The 22424-nt window shown below is 72.8% G+C and carries 20 protein-coding genes and 1 tRNA gene; 9 read left to right on the top strand and 12 right to left on the bottom strand.

All coding sequences use genetic code 11. The annotated features are described in order from the left end of the window. Positions 1-94: 94 nt before the first annotated feature. From AC3A3L_RS07925 to AC3A3L_RS07905, 5 genes are read left to right on the top strand one after another with little or no spacing between them, the layout of a single operon-like run. Positions 95-2860, top strand: a complete 2766-nt coding sequence (locus tag AC3A3L_RS07925; protein WP_487639455.1) for a cation-translocating P-type ATPase — start codon at positions 95-97, stop codon at positions 2858-2860. 45 nt (positions 2861-2905) lie between these two features. Then, positions 2906-3202 (top strand): hypothetical protein, encoded by a 297-nt coding sequence (locus tag AC3A3L_RS07920; RefSeq protein ID WP_487639454.1) that lies wholly within the window; start codon positions 2906-2908, stop codon positions 3200-3202. Between the two features lie 31 nt (positions 3203-3233). Beyond that, on the top strand, positions 3234-3869 hold the full coding sequence (locus AC3A3L_RS07915; protein WP_487639453.1) for a nitroreductase family protein: 636 nt from the start codon (positions 3234-3236) through the stop codon (positions 3867-3869). Next, positions 3866-4342 (top strand): glutathione peroxidase, encoded by a 477-nt coding sequence (locus tag AC3A3L_RS07910; protein ID WP_487639452.1) that lies wholly within the window; start codon positions 3866-3868, stop codon positions 4340-4342. The genes AC3A3L_RS07915 and AC3A3L_RS07910 overlap by 4 nt, the downstream gene beginning before the upstream one ends. After that, a complete protein-coding gene (locus AC3A3L_RS07905) occupies positions 4342-5367 on the top strand; it encodes a hypothetical protein (RefSeq protein ID WP_487639451.1) in 1026 nt (341 codons plus the stop codon). The genes AC3A3L_RS07910 and AC3A3L_RS07905 overlap by 1 nt, the downstream gene beginning before the upstream one ends. 24 nt (positions 5368-5391) lie before the next feature. On the opposite strand, the gene AC3A3L_RS07900 is transcribed toward AC3A3L_RS07905, so the two are convergent. The 6 genes from AC3A3L_RS07900 to AC3A3L_RS07875 all read right to left on the bottom strand — a co-directional run bounded on the left by AC3A3L_RS07900 (position 5392) and on the right by AC3A3L_RS07875 (position 10642). After that, entirely contained in the window at positions 5392-6363 is a 972-nt protein-coding gene (locus tag AC3A3L_RS07900) for a Gfo/Idh/MocA family protein (protein WP_487639450.1), read from the bottom strand. Between the two features lie 63 nt (positions 6364-6426). Continuing rightward, positions 6427-8031, bottom strand: coding sequence for an MFS transporter (locus AC3A3L_RS07895; protein WP_487639449.1), 1605 nt, complete (start codon positions 8029-8031; stop codon positions 6427-6429). 98 nt (positions 8032-8129) lie between these two features. Continuing rightward, positions 8130-9395 (bottom strand): glutathionylspermidine synthase family protein, encoded by a 1266-nt coding sequence (locus AC3A3L_RS07890; RefSeq protein ID WP_487639448.1) that lies wholly within the window; start codon positions 9393-9395, stop codon positions 8130-8132. Positions 9396-9410: 15 nt separating this feature from the next. After that, entirely contained in the window at positions 9411-9869 is a 459-nt protein-coding gene (locus tag AC3A3L_RS07885; RefSeq protein ID WP_487639447.1) for a DUF350 domain-containing protein, read from the bottom strand. Positions 9870-9925: 56 nt separating this feature from the next. Then, positions 9926-10312, bottom strand: a complete 387-nt coding sequence (locus tag AC3A3L_RS07880; protein WP_487639446.1) for a hypothetical protein — start codon at positions 10310-10312, stop codon at positions 9926-9928. 48 nt (positions 10313-10360) lie between these two features. Further along, positions 10361-10642, bottom strand: coding sequence for a GNAT family N-acetyltransferase (locus AC3A3L_RS07875; RefSeq protein ID WP_487639445.1), 282 nt, complete (start codon positions 10640-10642; stop codon positions 10361-10363). Between the two features lie 61 nt (positions 10643-10703). On the opposite strand from AC3A3L_RS07875, the gene AC3A3L_RS07870 reads away from it, so the two are divergent. After that, positions 10704-12083 (top strand): NAD-dependent malic enzyme, encoded by a 1380-nt coding sequence (locus AC3A3L_RS07870; RefSeq protein WP_487639444.1) that lies wholly within the window; start codon positions 10704-10706, stop codon positions 12081-12083. 124 nt (positions 12084-12207) lie between these two features. Here AC3A3L_RS07870 and AC3A3L_RS07865 read toward each other — a convergent pair whose 3' ends face one another. Then, entirely contained in the window at positions 12208-14343 is a 2136-nt protein-coding gene (locus tag AC3A3L_RS07865; protein WP_487639443.1) for an MMPL family transporter, read from the bottom strand. A gap of 118 nt (positions 14344-14461) precedes the next feature. Here AC3A3L_RS07865 and AC3A3L_RS07860 point away from each other — a divergent pair, with 118 nt between their 5' ends. Beyond that, positions 14462-14959, top strand: coding sequence for a MarR family winged helix-turn-helix transcriptional regulator (locus tag AC3A3L_RS07860; protein WP_487639442.1), 498 nt, complete (start codon positions 14462-14464; stop codon positions 14957-14959). Between the two features lie 171 nt (positions 14960-15130). Here the strand turns inward: AC3A3L_RS07860 and ppgK are convergent, their stop codons facing one another. Further along, positions 15131-15886, bottom strand: coding sequence for a polyphosphate--glucose phosphotransferase (ppgK, locus tag AC3A3L_RS07855; RefSeq protein ID WP_487639441.1), 756 nt, complete (start codon positions 15884-15886; stop codon positions 15131-15133). 140 nt (positions 15887-16026) lie between these two features. Here ppgK and AC3A3L_RS07850 point away from each other — a divergent pair, with 140 nt between their 5' ends. Next, positions 16027-17505: a fatty acid desaturase gene (locus AC3A3L_RS07850; protein WP_487639440.1), complete on the top strand. Its 1479-nt coding sequence runs from the start codon at positions 16027-16029 to the stop codon at positions 17503-17505. 21 nt (positions 17506-17526) lie between these two features. Here the strand turns inward: AC3A3L_RS07850 and AC3A3L_RS07845 are convergent, their stop codons facing one another. The 4 genes from AC3A3L_RS07845 to AC3A3L_RS07830 all read right to left on the bottom strand — a co-directional run bounded on the left by AC3A3L_RS07845 (position 17527) and on the right by AC3A3L_RS07830 (position 21237). Beyond that, on the bottom strand, positions 17527-19290 hold the full coding sequence (locus tag AC3A3L_RS07845; protein WP_487639439.1) for a SelB domain-containing protein: 1764 nt from the start codon (positions 19288-19290) through the stop codon (positions 17527-17529). Beyond that, on the bottom strand, positions 19290-20630 hold the full coding sequence (selA, locus tag AC3A3L_RS07840; protein ID WP_487639438.1) for an L-seryl-tRNA(Sec) selenium transferase: 1341 nt from the start codon (positions 20628-20630) through the stop codon (positions 19290-19292). The genes AC3A3L_RS07845 and selA overlap by 1 nt, the downstream gene beginning before the upstream one ends. Before the next feature lie 76 nt (positions 20631-20706). Further along, a tRNA-Sec gene (locus AC3A3L_RS07835) sits at positions 20707-20801 on the bottom strand. A gap of 10 nt (positions 20802-20811) precedes the next feature. Then, positions 20812-21237, bottom strand: coding sequence for a rhodanese-like domain-containing protein (locus tag AC3A3L_RS07830; RefSeq protein ID WP_487639437.1), 426 nt, complete (start codon positions 21235-21237; stop codon positions 20812-20814). 84 nt (positions 21238-21321) lie between these two features. On the opposite strand from AC3A3L_RS07830, the gene selD reads away from it, so the two are divergent. Then, on the top strand, positions 21322-22356 hold the full coding sequence (selD, locus tag AC3A3L_RS07825) for a selenide, water dikinase SelD (protein ID WP_487639436.1): 1035 nt from the start codon (positions 21322-21324) through the stop codon (positions 22354-22356). The last annotated feature ends 68 nt before the right edge of the window (positions 22357-22424 follow it).

The raw sequence follows: 22424 nt of genomic DNA, 5'->3' as shown, positions 1-22424 counted from the left end.
CTGTGGGTGAGGCGCTGTGACTCCTCGACGCCTACTTTCGGGCCACGGAACCGACTCGCGGCAACGTCCGGCGGAGACGACAGGAGAGTCGCTGATGACGACGGAGCATGCAACGGCCGGTGCTGCGAGCCCGACCATCGACCCGGTGAGCGCCGACGCGGCGCAGGTCGCCGCGGCCTTCGGCGTGGATCCCGACCGGGGCCTGTCCGCCGAGGAGGCCCGGTCGCGGCTCGAGTCCATGGGTCCCAACCAGCTCGCCGAGACCGCCAAGGAGTCGGGCTTCCGCGCGTTCCTGCGGCAATACCAGGACTTCATGCAGGTCATCCTGCTGGTGGCGGCGGTCGTCAACCAGGTCGTGACGCAGGAGACCGGGACGACCGTCGTGCTCGCCGGCCTGACGGTGTTCAACGCCGTGATCGGGCTCCGGCAGGAGTCGAAGGCGGAGGAGAGCGTCAAGGCCCTGGCCCAGATGATGAAGACCATCGCGCGCGTACGACGCGACGGCCAGGCCGTGGAGATCGACGCCCAGGAGCTGGTGCCCGGTGACGTGGTGCTCGTCGAGGCCGGCAACCTGATCCCGGCCGACGGCCGGGTCCACCTCGCCGCCACGCTCGAGATCGAGGAGGCCGCGCTCACCGGCGAGAGCCTGCCGGTCGGCAAGTCGGTCGAGCCCGTCCCGGGCCAGGACGTGCCGCTCGGCGACCGGACCTGCATGGCGTACATGAACACGTCCGTGACCCGGGGCCGCGGCGAGATGATCGTGACCGCCACGGGCATGAAGACCGAGATCGGCCACATCGCCAACATGCTCGCCAGCGCGGAGACCAGCAAGACGCCCTTGCAGAAGCAGCTCGACTCGCTGTCCAAGATCATCGCGGCCATCGCCGGTGTGGCGCTGCTCCTGGTCCTCATGCTGGGCCTCGCCCGCGGCGAGTCGTTCGACACCCTCTTCGTCACCGGCGTCGCGCTCGCCGTGGCCGCCATCCCGACCGGGCTCCCAGCCGTGGTGACCGCCCTGCTGTCGATGGGCACCCGGGAGATCGCCGACCGTCACGCGATCGTCAAGCGCCTGCCGGCGGTGGAGACGCTGGGCTCGACGTCCGCCATCTGCTCGGACAAGACCGGCACCCTGACCCTCAACAAGATGACCGCCCGACAGCTGCTCATCCCCGGTCAGAACCGCTACACGGTCTCGGGCGAGGGCTACAGCACGGTCGGCGAGCTCTCGCACGCGGGCGGGCAGAACCACGACCTCGACCCCTACCTCCTGCCGATGGTCCTGTGCGCGGACGCGGTGCTCGACGGCGAGGCCCTCATCGGCGACCCGACCGAGGGTGCCCTGATCGTGCTGGGCGCCAAGGGCGGGCTGGACATCACCGAGACCCGGGCCTCGCTGCCCCGCGTCGCCGAGGTGCCGTTCGACTCCGACTACAAGTTCATGGCGACGTTCCACGAGATGACGGCGGACGACGGTCGCCCCGTCGTCCGGTGCTACGTCAAGGGCGCGCCCGACGTGCTGATCGCCCGGGCGACCACGTTCCGCAGCCCCGACGGGACCCTGGTGCCGATCACCCCGGACAACCAGCACCTGGCGCTCGAGGCCAATGACAAGATCGCCAACGCGGGCGAGCGCGTGATGGTCGTCGCGCAGCGTGACCTCGACCCGCAGGTCCTCCGGGCCGGGGGTGCGCTCATCGACCACGTCCACGACCTCACCCTCCTTGCGATGGTCGGCATCGTGGACCCGCCGCGCGCCGAGGCGAAGGCCGCGATCGCAGAGTGCCGCAGCGCCGGCATCCGCGTCCGGATGATCACCGGCGACCACGCCAGCACCGCTGCCGCGATCGCGACCGAGCTGGGCATCCCCGGCCGGGCGGTGACCGGCAACGAGTTCGCCGCGATGACCGACGAGGAGCTCCTCGGCCAGCTGGACGACATCGGGGTCATCGCCCGGGTGGCGCCCGAGGACAAGGTCCGCCTGGTGACCCTGCTCAAGCGCATGGACAACGTGGTCGCGATGACCGGTGACGGAGTCAACGACGCACCCGCGCTCAAGACCGCGGACATCGGCGTGGCCATGGGCATCACCGGCACCGAGGTCTCCAAGCAGGCCGCCGTGATGATCCTGACCGACGACAACTTCGCGACGATCGTCGGCGCGGTGTCCTACGGCCGGACGTTGTACGACAACCTGCTGAAGTACCTGCGCTTCCAGATGTCGACCCTCGTGGCCTACATCGCGGTCTTCCTGGTCGCCGGTGTCCTCGACATCGCCGACGGCACACCCCTGAACCCGTTGCAGATCCTGTGGCTCAACATGGTCGTGGACATCCCCCTCGCGATCGCGCTCGGGTTCGACCAGCCGGCACGCGGCCTCATGGCCCGCCCGCCACGGCCCGTCGGAGCCCCCGTCCTCTCCCGCAGCAACTGGATCCGGCTCTGCGTGCAGGGAGCCGTGATGACCATCGGGACGCTGGTGGCCTACCAGGTCGGGGAGGCCCAGGACGGAGCCCTCGTCGCGGGGACCATGCTGCTCACGACGCTATCGCTGTTCCACCTCGCCGCGGCGCTGCTGTGCCGCGACCAGGAGAACACCATCTTCGACCGGGACGCCCTGCCGGCCGTGGCACAGCTGCGGCGCTACGGGATCGCCCTCCTGGCGATCATCCTGGTCACCAGCCTCGACTTCCTGCAGCGGCTCTTCAGCACCACCAGCCTGACCTTCGCCCAGTGGTGCATCTGCATCGGGCTCGCCGCCTCCCTCGTCGTGGTCGACGAGCTGATCAAGATCATCGGCCGGCGTCGCCAGCCGGCGTTCGACGTCCTCCCGATCCCACAGGCGACCCCCGCCCGGGCGTGAGGCAACCACCGTCGCGGGGGCGGGTGCCCGTGCGACGCTGGTCCCGTGGCAACGGACGAGGACGACGAGCGGTGGCTCGTGGTCGACGGGCGGCGCTGGCGTCGTACGGACCCGGCCGTCCCGGCCGCCGAGCTGGCGCGCCTGAAGTCCCACCTCGGGCGGGGACGGTCCGGCGTCCGCGCGGCCCGGGACGACGCCGAGCTCGCGGCCACCCGCCACCGCACGCAGCTCGCCAAGGTCGGGCTCGGGGAGCGGGGCACGCCGTGGTGGGAGCAGACCGACGCCGAGCGGCGCGAGCGCTGGGAGTCGGCGCTGGCCGAGCTCGACGCACTCGACGACTGACCCGCCCCGCGCGGTCGGCATACTCGCCCGCGTGACCGACCGAGCGCCCCACCCCACCGCCGCCGGGCTGGCCGAGCCCCTTCGGTCCCGCTGGAGCCCGAGCGTGTACGACGACGCACACCGGTTGAGCAGCGCGGAGGTCGAGACCCTCCTGCGCGCGGCCCAGTGGGCACCGAGCAGGGGCAACACCCAGCCGTGGGCGTTCTTCGTCTGCGTCCGCGGCACGGCGCAGCACGACCACCTCGTCGCGACCCTGAGCCGCGGCAACGCCGGCTGGGTGCCGCGCGCCTCAGTCGTCTTCGTCACCACCGCCCGCGTGCGGGAGGGCGAGGAGCCGGGCGCGGCGACGTACGGCGACCACGCGCTCTACGACGTCGGCCAGGCCGCGGCCCACCTCACCCTGCAGGCCCGGGCCATGGGCCTGCACGCCCACCAGTTCGCGGGCTTCGACCACGACGCGCTCGCCGAGGCGCTCGGCGTCCCGAGCACCCATCGCGTGCTCACGGGCATCGCGGTCGGGGTGCCGGGCGACCCCGCCGACGTGGACGAGCGCACCGCGGCACGCGACCAGCGTGACCGGGCGCGCAGGCCGCTGGAGGAGTGGGTGTTCGGCGAGCGGTTCGGTGAGCCCTTCGTGACAGCGCCGCTGGCAGACTCTGGGTCATGACCTCTCTCTCCGACTTCTCGGCCACCGCGATCGACGGCTCCGAGGCCGACCTCGCGCAGTACGACGGCAAGGTCGTCCTCGTCGTCAACACCGCCTCGCAGTGCGGCTTCACCGGCCAGTACAAGGGCCTGCAGCAGCTCCAGGACACCTACGCCGACCAGGGCCTCGTCGTCCTCGGCTTCCCGTGCGACCAGTTCGGCGGCCAGGAGCCCGGCGACGAGGCCGAGATCTCGGAGTTCTGCGAGCGCAACTTCGGCGTGACGTTCCCGCTGTTCTCCAAGGTCGACGTCAACGGCGACGAGGCGCACCCGCTGTTCGAGTGGCTCAAGGACTCCAAGGGCGGGATGCTCGGCAGCAAGATCAAGTGGAACTTCACCAAGTTCCTCGTCGGGCGCGACGGTCAGGTCATCGACCGCTACGCCCCGCAGACGGAGCCGGAGAAGCTGTCCGACGACATCGAGAAGGCGCTCTGATGCGCGCCGGCGTCCTCGCCGCGGCGGTCGTCGCCGCGGTGGTGGCGTCGGCAACCCCGGTGGCCGCCGCACCGGGTTCGCTGGTCGAGGAAGGCGCCCAGGCGCCTGTCACGAGACCTTTCAGCCGAACGGCCGACGTGGTCGTCGGCACCGGCACGCCCGCCTCGTGCACCTCGCGCGCGGTCGTCCGTGCCGTGGCGAGGGGAGGCGTGATCGGCTTCGACTGCGGTCCCGACCCCGTCACCATCGCGATGAAGCAGACGGCCAAGGTGGTCAACACCTCCGCCCGCGTGGTGCTCGACGGTGGAGGCAAGGTCACGCTGAGCGGCCAGGGCCAGCGCCGCATCCTCTACCTGAACACGTGCGACAAGGCCCAGGTCTGGACGACGGCGCACTGCAACGACCAGGCCGAGCCCCGCCTCGTGCTGAAGCGGATGCGTTTCGTCGACGGCAACAGCACCGGCGACAGCACCGACGGCGGCGGGGGTGGCGCGGTCTTCGTGCGCGGCGGCCGGCTACGGATCGTCGACTCGACCTTCGCCGACAACCGCTGCGACCGCACGGGGCCCGACGTGGGCGGAGCCGCCGTGCGGGTGCTCGACCAGCACCGCGACCGCCCCGTCGTCGTACGCCGCTCCACCTTCACCGGCGGTCGGTGCAGCAACGGTTCGGCGCTGAGCAGCATCGGCGTCTCGTGGCGCATCACCGACTCGACGTTCACGGGCAACCGCGCGATCGGGCGCGGCGCGAACCCGGCGCGACCAGGCACCCCTGGTGGGGGCTCGGGCGGCGCGATCTACCTGGACGGCGACGACATCCACCTGGGCGTCGAGGACTCCACGATCACCGGCAACCGAGCCCGCGAGGGCGGTGGTGCGATCTTCTTCGTCTCCAACGACCGCACCGGCACGCTGCGGATCGACGGCTCACGGCTCACCGACAACCCCAGTGACGGCTTCGAGACGATCCCGGGCATCTTCTTCCTCGGTGCGAGCCGGACGATCACCGACTCAGTGGTGCGGTAGTCGAAGGCGTCCTCGGACGCGCGGTCACCGCCACTCCAGCGAGGCCACGGGCGGCGCACCGGCCGCCTGCCGGAGCAGCGCCGCCGCGGACCGCGCGTGCGCGAGTGAGAGGAGCGGGTGGTCGCGCTCGCGGAGGTAGGTGTCGTACATCGCGCGGTAGTGGGCGGTCTTGCGGTCGACCGTGCCGTCGTGGCCGAGGTGCTCCACCGGCGTGCCGTCGTCGAGGGCCAGCCCGGTCATGGCGGTGTGGTCGAGCAGCAGCTCGCGGCCGCCGCCCCACCGCAGTGAGGTCTGCTTGCTGCTGTCGCCGGTGTGCCAGTTGGCGCTCAGCGCGCCGGAGCCCGAGGCGAAGCCGATCTCGGTGACCGAGCGGGAGCCGTCGGGCGCCGCGCTGTGCGCGCGCACCTCGCACCCGGTCACGAACCGCTCGAGCAGGCCGAGCTGGTTGGGACCGGAGTCGACCCAGGTCGAGACGTAGCTCGCGCGCCGGCTCGGCGGCATCGTGACGTACGGGTCGTTGAACGTCGACACGACGACCTCGGGCTCGCCCCACCCGCGGGCCGCCACGAGCCCGACGCCCCACCCGACCTCGGGGGAGAAGGCGAAGTGGTTGACCACCCGGACCCGTGCGGCGGCGTCGCTCCGTGCCGCGAGGGCGTCGAGCGCCACCGGGTCCTCGGTCAGCGGCTTCTCCGACAGCACGTCCGCGCCGGTGTGGTCGAGCAGCTGCTCCGCCAGGTCGAGGTGGGTGCTGGTCGGGGTGGCCAGCACGAACAGGTCCGGCTCCTGGACGCGACCGGCCCGCAGGTCGGCCAGCACGGCGTCCAGCCCGTCGTACGCCGTCACGCCGGACGCCTCGCGGGCAGGGGGCGAGGGGTCGGCGGCGAGGACGACGCTCACGTCCGTGCGGGCCGCGAGCGTGCGGAGGTGCACCTGCCCGATGACCCCGAGGCCCAGCAGTCCGACGGTGAGCGGGCTGGAGTCGGCGGCTGGCACGGGCTCATGGTGGTGAACCACGCACCCACCCCGCAACCGGCTTGGTCCAGGGGTGGTGCGGGGTCAGGCCGCGGTGGTCAGGAGGTCGGTGCCCGCCGGGTCGTCCTGCGGGGCCTCGGGCGCGCTCGCGCCGAGGACCCGGCGGGCGACGACCGCGGTCGCCAGCAGGGCGATCCCGCCGACGACGCCCACCAGGTTGTAGGCGTCGGTGAACGCGGTCTGCGCGGCGCCGAGGACCTGGGAGGCGAGGTCCGGCACCGTGGCCGCCGCGGCCGGGGCCGAGGCGATGCCCTCGCGCACCGCCTCGCTGCTCCCGCTGGGGAGGCCGCCGGGCAGCAGGCCGGGCAGCTCGAGGCGGTAGAGCGCGGCGAGCAGCGAGCCGAGCGTCGCGACGCCGAGGGCGATGCCGAGCTCCCCGCACATCTCCATGAGCGAGCCTGCGGAGCCGGCTCGCTCGGGCGGGGTCGATCCCATGACCAGGTTGACGACGAGGGACATCGGGACGCTCACCCCGGCCGCGGCGACCACCATCGCGACCAGGTGCAGGACCAGGTCGTCGCGGTCGAGCAGGCCGAGCAGGAGCAGTCCCGCACCGGCGACGGCCAGGCCGCCGGCCACGAGGGCGACGGTGTCGAAGCGCTGGTCGAGGTGGGGCGCCAGCAGCGTCCCGCCCAGCATGACCAGGCTCTGGGGGACCATCCAGGCGCCAACGGTGGTCGGCGACAGCCCCAGCACGCCCTGGAGGTAGAGCGCGGCGGTGAACGAGACGCCGGCCATCACGACGCCGGTGACGAGGAAGGTGGCCAGGCCGACGGTGAACCGGCGGTCGGCGAACAGCCGGAGGTCGACCAGCGGGTCGGCCAGCCGGCGCTGCCGGCGTACGAACACGGTTCCCGCCGCGGCGGCGACCACGAGCCCGACCAGCGCCGGGACGAGGTGCTCGCCGCGGGCGACCTCCTTGAGGCCGTAGACACCGGGGAGCAGCGTCACCATCGAGAGCACGACGGACGGGCCGTCGGGCAGCGCGTGGCTGCCCTCGACCGGCCGGACGTCGGGGAGCAGGCGCGGGACCAGGACGACCAGAAGCACCATGACGGGCACGCCCATGAGGAAGGCCGCCCCCCACCAGAAGCGCTCGAGCAGCGCGCCGCCGAGCACCGGCCCCACGGTCATGCCGCCCATGAAGCAGGCCAGCCAGATGCTGATCGCCCGCGCCATCTGGGCGGGGTCGCGGAACATGTGGCGGATCATCGCCATCGTGCACGGCATGATCGTCGCCCCGGCGACGCCGAGCAGCGCCCGGGAGACGATCAGCATCTCCGCGCTCTGCGAGAACGCCGCCAGCACCGACACGACGCCGAAGGCCGCCCCGCCGGCGAGGAGGAGCCGACGGGGGCCGAGCCGGTCGGCCAGCCCGCCCATGGTGATCAGCAGACCGGCCAGCATGAACGAGTAGATGTCGAGGATCCACAGCTGCGCGGTGGCGCCGGCGTGCAGGTCGCGGCTCAGCGAGGGCAGTGCGACGTACAGCACGCTCACGTCGATCGAGATGAGCAGCGTCGGGAGGGTGAGCACGGCCAGCCCCATCCAGTCGCGGCGGGTGGCGGTCTGGGGTGCGGCGGTGGATGCGGCGGTGGATGTCGAGGTGGGGTCGGACGCGGTGGTCATCGGTGGTCCTTCGGTCGTGGGTGGAGGACGTCTCACCCACTCCACGAACGGGGACCCCCGGATTCGACATCCGGGCCGGAGAAAACTCTCGGGTACGACTAACCGAGCGCAGGCGCGTCGGGCCCGACGCGCTCGGCCAGCCACTGGGCGACCTGCTCCTCGGAGGGCGCGAGGCCGTCGCTGATCACGTGGGGTGCGACGCGGGAGAAGTAGTCGGTGACGAGGTCGTCCGACTCGCGCACGAGCATCCCGGCGGCCTCCCCGCCGACGATCCACGAGCCGAGCACCACGCGGTTGCCCTCGAAGCTCGGCAGCTCGGTGTAGGCCTGGTAGACCCAGCCCTCGGCGCCGTACCCGCCGGGCATCACGACGTCGTCGAGCCCGTCGTCGAGGTGGATGCGGATGTTGTCGCCCTCGCGGCCGTGCAGGGGCTTGGCGACCCAGCGCTCGAGGTCGCGCGGCTCGTCGAAGTACGCCGGCAGCAGCAGCCGGTGGCGCGGGAAGAGCTCCCACAGCACGGGCAGCAGCGCCTTGGTGCTGAGCAGCAGCTTCCACGCCGGCTCGACCCACCGCGTCGGCCGCGACTCCTGCTGCTCGACGACGTGGCGCCCGAACGGCTCGGCCAGCATCTCCTCCCAGGCGTAGAGCTTGAAGGCGTTGCGCAGCGGCTCGTCGTGGACGTCGCGGTAGTCGCGGGTGTCGGGGTTCCAGCCCACCTCGGCCATCGGGTGCGCCATCGTGATCCAGCCGGCCTGAACGGCGGTGTCCATCAGGTAGTGGACGGTCATCTCCATCTCGCCGCCGTCGTAGGAGTCCTCCTCGCCGAGGTCGTAGAGGAAGTGCATCCGGTCGCCGTCGAAGTGCCCGGACCGCCGCAGCGTGCGCCACCCTGCGACCAGCCGGTCGTGGACGGAGTTCCACTGGTCCATCTCCGGCATCACGTCCTCCATCCAGTTCCACTGGACGATCCCGGTCTCCACGAGGCCGGTGGGGGTGTCGCCGTTGATCTCGAGCATCTTGATCGACCCGTCGGCTCCGTACGCCAGGTCGAAGCGGGCGTAGAGCGCCGGGTCGCCGGCCTCGATCGAGCGTCGTACGACGCCGAGCGACCCGGGCGGCAGGCCGAGCCGCTCGTCGGTCATCGTGGTCGCCATGTGGGTGACCGCCTGCAGGCACATCGCCCACAGCTCCTCGGTGGCCGCCTCGAGCGCCTCCACCTCCTCCATGGTCACCTCGTACCAGGCGTCCTCGTTCCAGTACGGCAGCTCGGAGCCGTCGGGCATCTTCGTCGTCGGGAAGACCAGTCCCTGCTCGACGACGGTGTCGCGCCAGCCCTCACGCGCCCGCGACCGGTGCCGCCACATTGCCGGCCCGCCCGCTCAGGCGATGCTGGCGCACACGATGGCGCCGACCGAGAGGGCGACCGCCGCGGCGACCTGGGCGAGCGGGCGCACGGGCCCGGGCGCGGTGACGATCTGCCGCAGGTCGCCCGGGGTGATCGCCTCGACCGCGAAGAACATGAGGGTGTTGAGGACGATGCCGACCGCGCCGAAGGCGACGGTCCACGCCAGCGCGGTGCCGAGCGACGTCTCGCCGTTGGTCCAGATGGCCGTGAAGAGCACCGCCGCGTTGGAGACCAGCCACGCCGAGGTGACCAGGCCGGCGCCCTTGGAGTGGGCGTGCACCGACTCGTTGCCGTTCTCGTCGACGCCGCGGAGGTGGGTGCCGAGGTGGCCGGGCGTGGCGAGGTCGAGCACGTAGTAGGCCACCACGAGCATCGCGCCGCCGACGAGGGCGTACGCGACGGCGTGGAGGAGGGCGTCGATCAGGTCGGTCACGTGGAGTCTCCTGGGAGCGGTGTGGTCGAGGTGGGTGACGACGGGAGTGGCCGGGCTCAGCCGAAGCCGCGCGAGCTGCCGCCGAAGCCGCCCTTGGTGGTCGCGGACTTCACGGTCGAGCCGCCGGTGGTGGGCAGGCCGCCGCGCTGCACCGTGCCGTTGAGGGTGCGGCCGCTGTAGGTCCCGCCGGTGGCGGTCTGGCCGACGGCCGGCACGACCGACCGCGCGGCGAGGTAGTACCAGAAGAACCCGGCACCGGTGCCGTTGTAGTCGGAGTCGTCGTCGCACTGGTCGTCGTCGACGCGCTCCTGGGTGTCCGGGTCGACGCACACGGCGGCGTAGTCGGCGCTCGAGGCGCACCCGGTCAGGCTGCTGGCCATCAGCGCGGTGATGCCCAGCGAGATGCTGGTCGAGCGCATGCGGCGACGCGCGGGCGTGGTCATCGGGTCCTCCGGGAGGGTCCTGTGGGTCTCGTCGAGGTTCGCGGGCGGCTACGACGCGACGAGGTCGGCGTACTCGGGGTGCTTGTGGATGTACGACCTCACGTAGGGGCAGTCGGGCCTGACCTTCAGCCCGCGCGCGCGGGCGTCGTCGAGCGCCGAGCGGGCCAGCGTCGAGGCGTGGCCCTGGCCGCTGAAGGCCTCCGGCACCTCGGTGTGGATCAGGCGGATCACGTCACCGTTGAGCCGGTAGACGATGGTGCCGACGAGCTGGTCGCCGGACCGCAGCTCGTAGCGGTGCTGCTCGGAGGCGTCGATGAACTCTGTGTCCACAACCTGAGCCTAGTCGGAGGTGACTTGCCCGTAACCCCGCGCGGGGGAGAGGGTTCGGGTCATGGCAGCAACCGCATCGTCGTACTCGATCACCATGCGGTTGTACACCGCGGCCGACCACAGCGTCGTCGGCGCCGTCGCGACCACCATCGCGAAGAACGGGGGCGTCGTCACCGCGATCGACGTCGCCGAGTCGCGCCACGACCGGCTGACCGTCGACGTGACCTGCTCGGCCGCCGACGCGACCCACTCGCAGGAGCTCGTCGCTGCGGTGTCGGACGTCGAGGGCGTGCGCGTCCACAAGGTCAGCGACCGCACCTTCCTGCTCCACCTCGGCGGCAAGATCGGCGTGCAGTCCAAGGTGCCGCTGCGCACCCGCGACGACCTCTCGATGGCCTACACGCCCGGCGTCGGCCGCGTGTCGATGGCGATCCACGACAACCCCGAGGACGTCCGCAAGCTCACCATCAAGGGCAACTCGGTCGCCGTCGTCACCGACGGCTCGGCCGTCCTCGGTCTCGGCAACATCGGCCCGGGTGCGGCGATGCCGGTGATGGAGGGCAAGGCCGCGCTGTTCAAGCGCTTCGCCGACATCGACGCCTGGCCGATCTGCCTGGCGACCCAGGACACCGACGAGATCGTCAAGGCCGTCGAGATGATCGCGCCCGGCTTCGGCGGCATCAACCTCGAGGACATCGCCGCCCCGCGCTGCTTCGAGATCGAGGCGCGGTTGCGCGAGTCGCTCGACATCCCGGTCTTCCACGACGACCAGCACGGCACCGCGATCGTCGTGCTCGCCGCGCTCACCAACGCCCTGCGCTGCGTGGAGAAGCAGCTCGCCGACGTGCGGATCGTGGTCTCCGGCGCCGGTGCCGCCGGCACCGCGATCGTCACGCTGCTCCTCGCCGCCGGCGCGAAGGACGTCGTGGTCGTGGACCGCGAGGGCGCCCTCGCGGCGGGTGACGAGTCGCTGTCCGCCGCCCACGCCGAGCTCGCCGCCGCCACCAACCCGCGTCGCGCCACCGGCTCGCTGCGCGAGGTGCTCGTCGACGCCGACGTCTTCGTCGGCGTCTCCGCCCCGGGAATCCTCGACCCGGAGTGGATCCCGACGATGGCGCCCAAGCCGGTCGTCTTCGCGCTCGCCAACCCCGACCCGGAGGTCGACCCGGCCGAGGCCGACAAGTACGCCGCCGTGGTGGCCTCGGGCCGCTCCGACTACCCCAACCAGATCAACAACGTGCTGGCCTTCCCCGGCGTCTTCCGCGGCCTCCTCGACGCCGGCGCCTCCGAGGTGACCGCCGACATGCTGCTCCGGGCGGCCCAGGCGATCGCCGACACGGTGAGCGCCGAGGAGCTGCACGCGGCCTTCATCATCCCCAGCGTGTTCCACCCGGACGTCACCAAGCGGGTGGCCTCGGCGATCAGCGGCCGCGAGGGCTGACACGACGCCGTACTTGTAGGGGTGTTCTTGCACTTGGAGGCCTTTGCAAAGGCCTCCAAGTGACGGTTTCCCCGCTCGAGCGGGGAAACCGACGACCGACAGGAGGAGACGACGGCGGACCCCGCTACCCCGCCGACACCCTCCGCGGCCACCAGAACTTCTCGCCGAGTGTGAGGGCGAGGGCCGGGACAAGGACGGTGCGGACGACGAGGGTGTCGAGCAGCACCCCGACGAAGATGATCGCGCCGAGCTGGGCGAGCACGACGAGCGGCAGCACGCCGAGCACCGCGAACACCGCGGCGAGCAGGATGCCGGCGCTGGTGATCACGCCGCCGGTGGCCGTGAGCGCCCGGAGCATGCCGGTGCGGGTGCCGTGGTCGCGGGCCTCCTCACGGGCCCGGGTGACGAGGAAGATGTTGTAGTCGACGCCGAGCGCGACGAGGAACAGGAACGCGAGCAGCGGCACCCCGGTGTCCATCGCCTCGAAGCCGAACACCGTCTGGAAGAGCCACCACGATGCGCCCATGCTGGCGGCGTACGTCGCCACGACGGTGGCCACGAGCAGCAGCGGCGCGACGATCGAGCGCAGCAGCAGGAGCAGCGCGCCGAGCACGAGCAGCAGGATGAGCGGCAGGATCAGCTGCCGGTCGCTGGCGGCGTACTCCTCCGCGTCGAGGGCCTCGGCGTCACCGCCACCGACGTGGGTGTCGTCGAAGTCGGCGACCGCCGCCCGGACGTCGAGCACCACCTGCTGCGCCCCGTCGCTGCCCGGGGCCGCGTCGGGGACAGCGTCGATGCGCGCGATGCCGTCACCGGTGCTGGTGATGCGCGCCGAGTCGACGCCGTCCACCTCCTCCACCGCGCCGAGGACCGCCTGCGGGTCGTCCTCGGTGAGGACCTGGACGGGGTCGCTGGTGCCTGCCGGGAACGACTCGCCCAGCCGCTCGGCGGCCGAGATTGCCTCGGGCTGCTGCAGGAACTGGTCGGCCGGGTCGAGGCCCGTCTGGATGGACAGGGTGCCGATGGACAGGATCGCCAGCCCGGCGATCGTCCCCGCGACGAAGGTGCGCGGACGACGGGAGACGGTGTCGCCGACCCGGCGCCACACGCCGCGGGAGTCCACGAGGACGGCGTCGCCGACGTGGGGGACGCGCGGCCAGAACACCCACCGGCCGAACAGCACCAGCGCAGCCGGCAGCACGACCAGGGCGAACGTCGCCGCGATCACCACGCCGACGGCACATGCCAGGCCGAGCCCGCGGGTGGTCGGGATGGCCGAGAGCAGCAGGGTGAGCAGGCCGAGCACGACCGTCGTGGAGCTCGAGAGCACAGCCTCGAACGTCCGGCTGAGGGCGTGCGCCATCGCCTCGTGGCGAGACTCGGTGGTCTTGAGCTCGTCGCGGTAGCGCGAGATCAGCAACAGGGCGTAGTCGGTGCCGGCGCCGAAGACGAGCACGCTCAGGATGCCGACGGTCGACTCGTCCCATGCGACGCCGGCCACCTCGAGCACGTTGGTCGACACGATGGCGGCGAGCCGGTCGGCGATGCCGACGACCGTCAGGGGGACCAGCCAGAGAACGGGGCTGCGGTAGGTGATGATCAGCAGGATCGCCACGACCGCGGCGGTCGCGGCGAGGAGCCGGATGTCGGCGCCGTCGAAGACCTGACCGATGTCGGCCTGGATGCCCGCCGGACCGGTCACCTGGACCTCGACGCCGTCGGGAGCGTCGGCGCGCAGCTGGGTCCGGAGCTCCTCGACCTTGTCGATGTTGTCGGTGGCGGAGGAGGAGACGACCGGTACGGCGACGAACGCGGCGGTCCCGTCCTCGGAGACCACCACCGGGGACTGCTGCCCCTCGCCACCACCGGGTGGTCCCCCCTGCGAGCCGCCCTCGGACCCGCTGGGCGGTCCTGCCTGCTCACTGGACGCGCCGCCTGCCTGCGCGCCGGCCTCGGACAGCAGGGCGGTCCCCTGCTCGGTCAGCTCGTCCTGCGTCGCCTGGTCGAGCTCCCCCGACTCGGCGGTCCAGAGCACGATCGCGACCTGTCCCTCGTCGTCGGGCAGCTGCTCCTCGAGCTCGACCGCGAGGGTGCTGTCGGCCCCGGCCGGCAGCGTGTCGAGGGCTGAGGCCTCACGATCGCCCTCCGGCACGAACGCGATCACGGACAACGCCAGGAGGATCGGGACGAGGGCGAAGAACCAGACCAGTCGGCGCCCGGTGATGGCGCGAGCCGGCGCGGGGGTGGGGTGGGAAGGCACGTCGTCTCCTCGAGGAGATAGTTAGCGAGCATAATTGCTAAGTAAGTTACTTATCAAGTTAGCGGTAGTATCGTGGTGAGGCAAGGCGAGGCAGTACGACGACCGGAGGAGGAGCGCCGTGACCGACGACCAGCACGCTGATGCGCCCCCGGCGTGGGTCGGTCAGGGCAACGGCCGGGACCGGGACCAGGCCCAGCCGCCGACCCTCCTCGCGCTGCGGGACCTCGTGTCGGCCGGCAGCCGGGTCAACCACGTGGTGTCGCGCCGCGCGGGTCTCAGCGAGTCGGAGCTGGTCACCCTCGAGCACCTCAGCCGGGAGCAGATCGGTCCGGCGGAGGTCGCGCGACGGCTCGAGGTGTCGACGGCCGCAGCGACGGGCATCGTCGACCGCCTGGTCGCACGCGGTCACGTGGAGCGCCGCCCCCACGAGCTCGACCGCCGGCGCACCGACCTGCACATCACCGCCTCCGGGCGCGCCGAGATCATCGGCCACCTGATGCCGATGTTCGCCGCCCTCGACCGGCACGACGCGACGTTCTCCGAGGAGGAGAAGGCCGTCGTGCAGCGCTACCTCCGCGGTGCCACCGAGGCGTTCGAGCGGGTGCTGGGGGGCTGAGGCCCGCCTCGAGCGGTGAGTAGGACGGGTTTTTCGGGCGTCAGAAGATGCGTCACTCACCGCTCGGGGCGCGCGTCGTCGTACGCCGCGCCCGTGGGAGGTGCGCCACCCACATCCGGCGCTCCGTGAATGTGGCTGGGACACCGCCCGGCGGCGGTCAGCAGCCCGGGTTCAGTCCTCGATGCCGGCCATGCGGTGGGCGACGAGCGCGGCGCCGACGATGCCGGCGCGGTTCTGCAGCATCGCGGGGACCATCTCGGTCTCGGCCTGGATCAGGTGGCCGAACTTGTCCCACGACTTGCTGACCCCGCCGCCGATGACGAACAGGTCGGGGGAGAAGAGCCGCTCGAGGTGGCGGAAGTAGGCCGTCAGCCGCTCCGACCACGCCTCCCAGGTCAGCCCCTCGCGCTCCCGCGCGCTCGTGGCCGTGGTCGCCTCCGCGACGGCGCCGTCGAGCTCGAGGTGGCCCATCTCGGAGTTGGGGACGAGCTGGCCGTCCCAGATCATCGCCGAGCCGATGCCGGTGCCGAGCGTGATGACCATGACCAGGCCGCCGCGGCCCTTCGCGGCGCCGTACTCCGCCTCCGCGAGCCCCGCGGCGTCGGCGTCGTTGACCACGTGCACCTCACGCCCGAGGGCGGCAGTGAAGATGGCGTCGGCGTCCTCTCCGATCCATGACTTGTCGATGTTGGCCGCCGAGTGCACGACCCCGTGGCGCACGATGCCGGGCACCGTCACGCCGACCGGCAGCGTCGAGGCCGGGAAGCTGTCGATGATCGTGCCGAAGACCTCGGCGACCGCCTGCGGGGTCGCGGGCCGCGGGGTGTCGATCCGGATCCGGTCGTGCGCGAAGTCGCCGACCTCGAGGTCGACGGGGGCGCCCTTGATGCCGGTGCCGCCGAAGTCGATGCCGAAGGGGTGTTCCATGGCGCCCAACCTATCGCCAGCCGCTCACCGGTGTGACGGGGGCAACACCCGGCGAGACGCGACTTGACAGTTGCGAGGGGGTTGTCAACCGCCTTTACAGATCATATGGTCGTGTAAACCCACGCCAGGAGGTCAGGCAGATGGCCGGATACCCCACCCGACTCGCCCCCAGCGGAACCGTGCCCGAGGGCACCACCGCACTCTGGACCGACGGCAAGCGCCACCTCTGGCTCATCGGGCTCGTCGTGCCGAGCCTGGCGTTCGTCGCCTTCGGCGGCTACGTCGCCACCGGGTGGAGCGTGTGGTTCTGGGTGGGACCCATCGTCATCCTGGGGATCGTGCCCGCGATCGACCTGGTCGCCGGGCTGGACCGTTCGAACCCCCCGGACGACGTGATCGAGGCCCTCGAGCAGGACCGCTACTACCGGTGGATCACCTACCTCTTCCTGCCCATCCAGTACGCCGGCTTCCTCGGCGCGATGGCGATCGTCGGCGGCTGGGACGTCTTCGGCGTGCTGGCCGACAGGCCCCTGTCCACGATCGACGAGGTGGGCCTGGCGATCTCGATCGGCTGCATCGGCGGCATCGGGATCAACACCGCCCACGAGCTGGGCCACAAGAAGGAGGCCAACGAGCGCTGGCTGTCCAAGATCGCGCTCGCCCAGGTCTGCTACGGCCACTTCTACATCGAGCACAACCGCGGCCACCACGTCCGGGTCGCGACCCCCGAGGACCCGGCGAGCGCGCGGCTCGGCGAGAGCTTCTACGCGTTCTGGCCGCGCACGGTCGGCGGGTCGCTGAGGTCCGCGTGGCGACTGGAGAAGCGACGCCTCGCCCGGCGCAAGCAGTCGCCGTGGCGCCTCGACAACGACGTGCTCAATGCGTGGCTGATGACGCTGGTCCTCTGGGCGGGCGTGCTCGTCGCCTTCGGCCCCGAGGTGCTGCCGTTCCTGCTCGTCCAGGCGGTCGTGGGCTTCTCGCTGCTCGAGGTCGTCAACTACATGGAGCACTACGGGATGCTGCGCCAGAAGGTCGGCGAGGGTGATCGCCAGCGCTACGAGCGGGTCCTGCCCAGCCACAGCTGGAACTCCAACAACATCGCGACCAACGTGCTGCTCTACCACCTGCAGCGCCACAGCGACCACCACGCCAACCCGACCCGGCGCTACCAGACCCTGCGCGACTTCGAGGAGAGCCCGGTGCTGCCGACGGGCTACGCCGGCATGATCGTGCTCGCCATCGTGCCGCCGGTCTGGCGGCGGGTGATGGACCAGCGCGTCGTCGACCACTTCGGCGGCGACGTGGCGCTGGCGAACATCAGCCCCCGCAAGCGGGAGAAGTACGTCGAGCGCTACGCCGAGCGCACCAGCCGACGCGGCGCTCCGGCCTCTCCTCCGCTTCGCTCCTCCGAGGCAGAAGCGCCGAGTCAGCGTGCGCCGGAGGTGCTGGCCGCACGGTGTCCCGGGTGCGAGTACGTCTACGAGGTCGCGGCGGGTGACGAGCACGAAGGCTTCGCGGCGGGCACGGCCTGGGCGGACGTCCCCGACGACTGGTGCTGCCCCGACTGCGGGGTGCGCGAGAAGGTCGACTTCGTCCCCGTCGAGCCCGCGGCCCGCTGACGTCGCCGCCGGGCGGCAGCCTCAGCCCACGACCTCGCGCCGGTCGTCGGGGAGGCGCCTGCTGAGCCCGAGCCGGTCGAGCCGGTCGAGCAGCGGCAGGACCACCCGGCGCGACGTGCCGAGCTCCTGCCGGGCCGCGCTCGTGGTGAAGGGCTGGGGGAGCCGCGCCAGGCGTGCGGCCGCGTCCTCCGCCGCCCCCGGCAGCAGGGCGAGCCCGGGCGCCACGCGCCAGAGCAGGCCGGCTCGCTCGGCTGCCCCGAGCGCGCGGTCGTCGAGGCCGAGCTCCCGCAGCCGGTCGGCCGTCGGGGCGGCGAACGGCGCGGCCTCCAGCTCACGACGTACGACGTCGACGGCGGCCAGCACCGCCGGCGGCAGCCCGGACCCCGGCGCACGCACCCGCCCGCCGACGACCTGCAGCGGTGGGCGGACCAGGGGTGGGACGAGGTCGGGGCTCGGGAGCCGCAGCCGGTCCGCGAGGACGGTGAGCGGCACGTCGGGGTCGAGGGGGTGGGTGCGGGCGTGCTCCTCGACCAGGGGCGCCAACCGCTCGACGAGCGCGCTGGCGAGCCCGCGGCTGACCAGCCAGGGACCTGCCTCGAGGTGGTCGCCGGGCGTGACGGGGACGCCGATGCGGCGCAGCCGGTCGCGGTGCGCGAGACCGCGACGGGCGAGCTCGTCGGCCAGGCGCGATGTCCCGTCGGCACCGGCGAGCTGGTCGGCACGTCGCTGCGCCGCACCCCGGCGACGCAGCCGCGGCGGGTCGGGGTCGAGGACGTCGACGCGCCAGAGCCGCCGGTCGCCGGGATCGCGCAGCAGCATCCGGTCGCCCACCCGCAGCGGTAGCGCGCGCTCGAGCGTGAGCCGGGCGATGCCGTCGCGCGGGTCGCCGAGCGGACGGTGGCGCACAGAGACATCGGCCGCGCCCACGTGCAGCTGCGGCGCGAGCGGTGGTCCCGCGTCACCAGCAGCGCCACCCGGCCGGAGGCGTACGTCGACCACCTCGGTGTGGTGCCACGCGTCGGGCGTGGTGAGGACCGTCTCGCGCCGGATCGCGTCGACGTCGCCGGTGAGGTTGAGGGCGACGCGGGCGGTGCCTCTGACCGTGTCGGCGTCCTGGCCGAGCGCCTGGAGCCCCCGGACGCGCACCAGCCGATCACCGTCGGCGAGGGAGTCGCCGACCCGGACGGTGCCGGCGGGCAGGGTGGCGGTGACCACCGTGCCCGCCCCGCGCACCGTGAAGCGCCGGTCCACCCAGAGGCGCACGTCGGCGTCCGGGTCGGGGGGCGTGAGCGCGGCGAGCATCCCGGCGAGGGCGGCGCGGAGGTCGTCGAGACCGGCCCCCGTGCGGCCGCTGACGGCCACGACAGGTGCACCGGCCAGGCTGGTGCGGGCCACCTCGGCCGCCGCCCGCGCCGCCGCCGGCGCGGGGTCGGCGAGGTCGCTGCGGGTGACCGCGACGACCCCGTGGGCCACGCCGAGGGCGTCGAGCGCGGCGAGGTGCTCGGCCGCCTGCGGCATCCACGGGTCGTCGGCCGCGACGACCAGCAGCGCGGCCGGCACCGGTCCGATGCCGGCGAGCATCGTGGTGAGGAACCGCTCGTGGCCCGGGACGTCGACGAACGCCACCTCGCCCAGGCCGGGCCACGACGTCCAGGCGTAGCCGAGCTCGATCGTCAGCCCGCGCCGCCGCTCCTCCTCGAGCCGGTCGGGGTCGGTGCCGGTGAGGGCACGCACCAGGGTGGACTTGCCGTGGTCGACGTGACCCGCGGTCGCGACGACGTGCATCAGGCCCGGCCCGCCCCCGCGGCGCGACGTACGGCGTCGACCAGCACGTCGTCCTCGGCGGGGTCGACCGCCAGCAGGTCGAGCAGCAACCGGCCGCGCGCGGTGCGACCGAGCACCGGCGGCTCGCCGGTCCGCAGCGGTGCGGCGAGCTGCTCGGGCAGCGAGACGGCGACACTGGCCAGCTCCACGCCGGGTGCGCCGCCGCCGCCCACCGCGCCGGCCGAGTCGACGACCTCGGCCCCGAGGGCCGCGACGAGGTCGTCGGGCCAGGCCGCGACGACGGCACGCGCCCGCGCTCGGAGGTCGTCGACCGACCGGTCGAGCGCCGCACGGACCGGGGGCACGGGTCCGACGAGGGACGCCTCGAGCGCAGCGAGGGTGAGCTTGTCGACGCGCAGGGCGCGGGCGAAGGGGTCGCGTCGCAGCCGCTCGACCAGCCCGGCCTCGCCGAGCAGCAGTCCGGCCTGCGGCCCTCCGAGGAGCTTGTCGCCGGAGGCGGTGACGAGGTCGGCTCCCTCACGGAGGGCGCGCGCCGCGTCGGGCTCGTCGGGCAGGCGGGAGTGCTGGGCGAGCAGGCCGGAGCCGATGTCGACCACCAGCGGGACCCGGCGTCCGGCGTGCTCGAGGCCCGCGAGGTCGCGGGCCGGCACCGAGGAGGTGAAGCCGGTGACGGCGAAGTTGGAGGGATGCACCTTGAGCACGAAGGCCGTCGAGTCGTCGACCGCCGAGGCGTAGTCGTCGCGGCGGACCCGGTTGGTCGTGCCGACCTCGCGCAGCCGGGCGCCGACGGACTCCATCAGCTCGGGGATGCGGAAGCCGTCACCGATCTCGACGAGCTCCCCGCGGGCGATCACCACCGTGTCGCGCCCGTCGGTGCCGCGCGCGAGCACCCGCGTGACGAGGGCGAGCGCGGCCGCACCGTTGTTGACGACGTGGACCCCGCCGGCGTCGGGCACGGCTGCGGCCAGGGCCTCCAGCGCGCCGCGGCCCCGTCGTCCGCGCTGCCCGGTCCCCAGGTCCAGCTCGACGTCGGTGGCCCCGGCAGCCGTGCGCACCGCCTCCACCGCGGCGCCGGACAGGGGCGCGCGGCCCAGGTTGGTGTGGACGACCACCCCGGTCGCGTTGACCACCCGGCGCAGCGTGGTGGCCGACGCGGGCAGGGCGGCGACCGCGGCGTCGGCGACCGAGGCCGGGTCGAGCTCGCCGGAGCGGCACCGCTCCAGCGCCCCCGCCACCGCCTGCTTGACGAGCACCGGGCCCAACCGGGTGGCGGCCGCCCGGAGGCGCTCGTCGGCGAGCACGTGGTCGGTGCGGGGCGTGGCCCGGCGCGGATCTGGCACCCGCCCTCCTCGTCCGACGCCCCGACTCACGACTGCCCCACGACTGCCTCACGACTGCCCCACGACTGCCCACGACTGGCGGAGGCGGACGGGAATCGAACCCGCCCGACCCAGCTGCTGGGTCGCAACGGTTTTGAGGACCGCGTCCGTCACCAGACGAGAACCGCCTCCGCGAGCCACCCTAGTGCGTGGCTGCGCCCGGATGGCTCGCCACCACGTCCGCCTGCACCTCCGCGACGTACGCGGACCACGCGGTGAAGCCCCCCGCCAGGTCGGTCGCCCGGGTCAGGCCGAGCTGCTGCAGCGTGCGGGCAGCGAGGCTCGAGCCGTAGCCCTCGCTGCAGACCAGCACGATCCTCCTGTCCGGGTCGTCGGCGATCGCGAGCCGGTACGGGCTGGTCGGGTCCAGGCGCCACTCGAGGACGTTGCGGTCGACGACGACTGCGCCCGGGAGCTCGCCGTCGCGGAGCCGTTGCTGCACCGGACGCATGTCGACCACCAGCGCCCCGGCCGCTGCGACGGCCGCGAGGTCCGCGGGCTCGACCCGGTCGAGCGCCTGCTGGCACTCCTCGAGCAGTCGAGCGATCGCAGAGCCGTCGGTGTCCATCCACCGACTGTAGGAGTCCGTCGTGGGACCCGCCACGAGCAACGGGGTGGGAAGAAGGTGTCGCCGTCGTCCTAGATTGGCCGGGTGACCCAGCGCGCGAGCACGGCCGAGCCGACGTCCGACGGGGCGATCCGCCTCACCCAGTACGCCGCCGGCGGTGGGTGCGCGTGCAAGGTGCCGCCGGGCGAGCTCGAGCGCGTGCTCAGCGGGCTCGGCCGCGGCCGGGCGTCCGGCGACCTGCTGGTCGGCCTCGACCACGGCGACGACGCGGCCGCCGTACGCATCGAGCCGGCCCCCGACGGCACCGGCCGGGCCGTCATCGCGACGGCCGACTTCTTCACCCCGGTCGTCGACGACGCCTACACCTTCGGACGCATCGCCGCGACCAACGCGATGTCGGACGTGTGGGCGATGGGCGGCACGCCGGTGGTCGCCGTGAACCTGCTCGGGTGGCCGCGCGACCGGATCCCCTTCGACGTGGCGGCCGAGGTGCTGCGCGGCGGCGACGACGCGTGCACCGAGGCGGGGGCGTTCCTCGCCGGGGGGCACAGCATCGACGACCCCGAGCCGAAGTACGGCCTGGCCGTCACCGGGATCGCCGACCCCGACCGGCTGCTGCGCAACGACGCCGCGCAGCCGGGGATGCCGCTGACGCTGACCAAGCCCCTCGGCCTCGGCGTGCTCAACAACCGGCACAAGGCGACCGGCGAGTGGTTCGATGAGGCGGTCGCCGTGATGACCGGGCTCAACCGCGACGCGAGCCGCGCGGCCGTCGAGGCCGGTCTGCGGGCTGCCACCGACGTCACGGGCTTCGGGCTGCTCGGCCACCTGATGAAGATGATGCGCGCCAGCGGGACGACCGCGGTCCTCGACGCCGCCGCGGTGCCGTACGTCGACGGGGCGCGCGCCTCGCTCGCCGCGGGGTTCGTGCCGGGCGGGAGCCGCCGCAACCTCGACTGGGTGCGGCCGCACCTCGACGCCTCCGTCGACGAGGACGAGCTCGTGCTGCTCGCGGATGCCCAGACGTCCGGCGGGCTGCTGGTGGTCGGGGAGCTGCCCGGACACCCGGTCGTCGGCGAGGTGGTGGCGGCAGGGGACCACGCGGTCGTCGTCCGCTGACACGCCCACCCCTCGGGCGGTGGACCCGTGGTGCACGGGTCGTTAGGTTCGAGTGAGGACACGGTGAC

This window comes from Nocardioides sp. Soil_C_8 (assembly GCF_057656315.1).
The sequence above is the reverse complement of the archived record's forward strand: the minus strand, read 5'-3'. Positions and strand labels throughout refer to the sequence as shown.